The sequence below is a fragment of the Geobacter sp. genome, assembly GCF_027327745.1.
In the GTDB taxonomy this organism is placed as follows: Bacteria; Desulfobacterota; Desulfuromonadia; order Geobacterales; family Geobacteraceae; genus Geobacter.
This window is the reverse complement of the sequence record NZ_DAHVYG010000064.1, coordinates 1-2,044: the sequence shown is the minus strand read 5'-3', so window position 1 is coordinate 2,044 and position 2,044 is coordinate 1. Positions and strand designations below refer to the sequence as shown.

Sequence of the window (2,044 nt, the reverse complement as noted above, 5' to 3'; positions counted from 1 at the left end):
ATCAGGTTCAGCAGCCGGAGGATGCACTCCCGAGCATAGGGGTCGCCGATCCGCGACAGGTCAAGGTCTTCGAGCACCGACAGGTACGCCGTCTATCTAGGGCCAGGGCCAGGATGTTCAGATCTGTCCACTGGCCCCCGTATGCAAGAACTCGGCCGGGGCCTGCCCTGAGTTATTGAGAAGTTACTCATGTTGAGAAGGAATACGAGGATCGTTTCCTGGTGAGCGCCCTTCAGTGGAAGCGGCTTCACGGCTGAAGCCCGAGTCGCCCATCTCCGCCAGCGGGAGAACCCCGCGCCTTGCGAAAAGGGCAGAGGGCAGTCTCTTTCGTTGGGGACAGGCTTCTCCCGCGGCGACCGCCGCGGGAGAAGTTGCGTACCTATGGTTCGGTGGGTGGCGCGGTTATTCCGACGGTTACCGCGCCGAGCGTCTCAGTACCATCCCTCCACTCGAGGCCAGCAGGCCGGCCAGAACCAGCAGCAGCGCCACGTTCCCCTGGCCGTCGTCAGCCTCACCGGCGGAGGGCAGTGCCCTCACCCCGGCGACCTCCGGGGGAGGCGGGGGCGCGATTCCCAACACCTCCGGCGTCTCCGTGGGTGGCACCGGCGTCTCCGTGGCTTGCGCTGCGGCCGGCACGGGCGTTTCCGTGGCCGGTGCCGCGGGTGGCGCCGGCGTTTGGGTCGGCGGGACCGCCGCAGCTACGCCCGCTACCTGTGGGGTCTCGGTGGGGATCGGGGTGGCGCTAGCGGCCGGACCCCTTTCCGGGACTCCAGGTGGCGGTGAGGTCGGGGTTGCCGTCGGAGGCGTGCCGGCGGCGGTAGGGGTCGGGGTGTTGGTGGCCTCGCCACCACCTCCGCCGCTAGTGGGGGTGGCCGTCGGCGATGCCGTCTCTGTGGGGGTCGACGTAGCGGTGGGGGTCGCCGTGACCACCGTTCCGGTAGAGGTCGGCGTCGCCGTAGCCGTGCTGGTCGGGGTAGGCGTCACGGTTGGCGTACTGGTCGCAGTGCTCGTCGCCGTTGGGGTCGGAGTGTTGCCACAGGGACCGTGGGACAGGTTGAACTCACCGCTCCATCCACTGTAGATGGTGGTGGAGGCCGAGACGACCGTCGAGTCGAGATTGGCAGTCGTTACGTAGTGGGCCGTGCCTCCCGTCAGTTTCTTGCCGCTGAACAGCTTGACCGGGACGGTGGCCGTCTGCCCGTTGGCCCAGGTCACGCTGATCGAGTCTGGCGCATGCGCCTCTGTGTCTATCTGAGTGATCACAAACTCCCACTCGCTGCTGCTGCATTCGTGGTCGGTGAGCGCCTTCGCGTATATGGTTTGGCCGGTCAGCACTCCGGCGTAGCCGACATCGGTGGGAGCCAGCGCTATCAGGCATAGCGCCGCCGCACCCAGGACCAAGAGGCCTGCGTAGAAAGCATTCCTCATGGGGAGTCCTCCTTATCTCCCTGGCTCTCGAGAAGCCGAAGAATCGAGCGTCTACGGGATCGTCTATGGGATATTGCACGCAGTTAAAGGTTAGCTGTGCGTAGAAGATGCAGTTTCCATGCCATCTTGTTGGCAGTTGCTGCGGGGTCAGCCGCCTGCTATCGGAAGCCGGGGTGAGAAGAGGTCCGGGGAAGGTGCAGGAATCACCGGGGACAGAGCCGCATTGTCATGCCGATACACAGCGCTGCACGGTTCCGAGTAGAATAGCTTCTGGCCCGGCCTGCCCCGGAAGAGCGTCTGACCGGAGGGTCCATGTCGCGGAGGGCTACGAGGATCGTCTCCTCGACCTTTTCCGCCGGCACCGCTGACCTACCCCCGGCCCGAATCTGCCGGATTCGCCTCCATTGCAGGGCTGATTCCGGGAGCCATACAGCCAGGCGATATTCTCGGCACGCCATGTGCTACTTCTTCGCCCCAGGCGACGGATCCGCCGTCCCTGTCCAGTTGGGAAAGGAGCAATCACATGGCAGAGACCATCGGCAAGCAGGATCTGGTGTCCAAGGTCGCTCAGCATGCTGGTATTCCCAACAAGCAGGCTGAGAAGGTAGTCAACTCC

At 64.7% G+C, this 2,044-nt stretch carries 1 protein-coding gene; it reads right to left on the bottom strand.

The window, feature by feature from the left end:
- Positions 1 to 414 precede the first annotated feature (414 nt).
- Complete coding sequence (locus M6689_RS12230) at positions 415 to 537, bottom strand: hypothetical protein (RefSeq protein ID WP_298272124.1); 123 nt, start codon at positions 535 to 537, stop codon at positions 415 to 417.
- Positions 538 to 2,044: the final 1,507 nt, after the last annotated feature.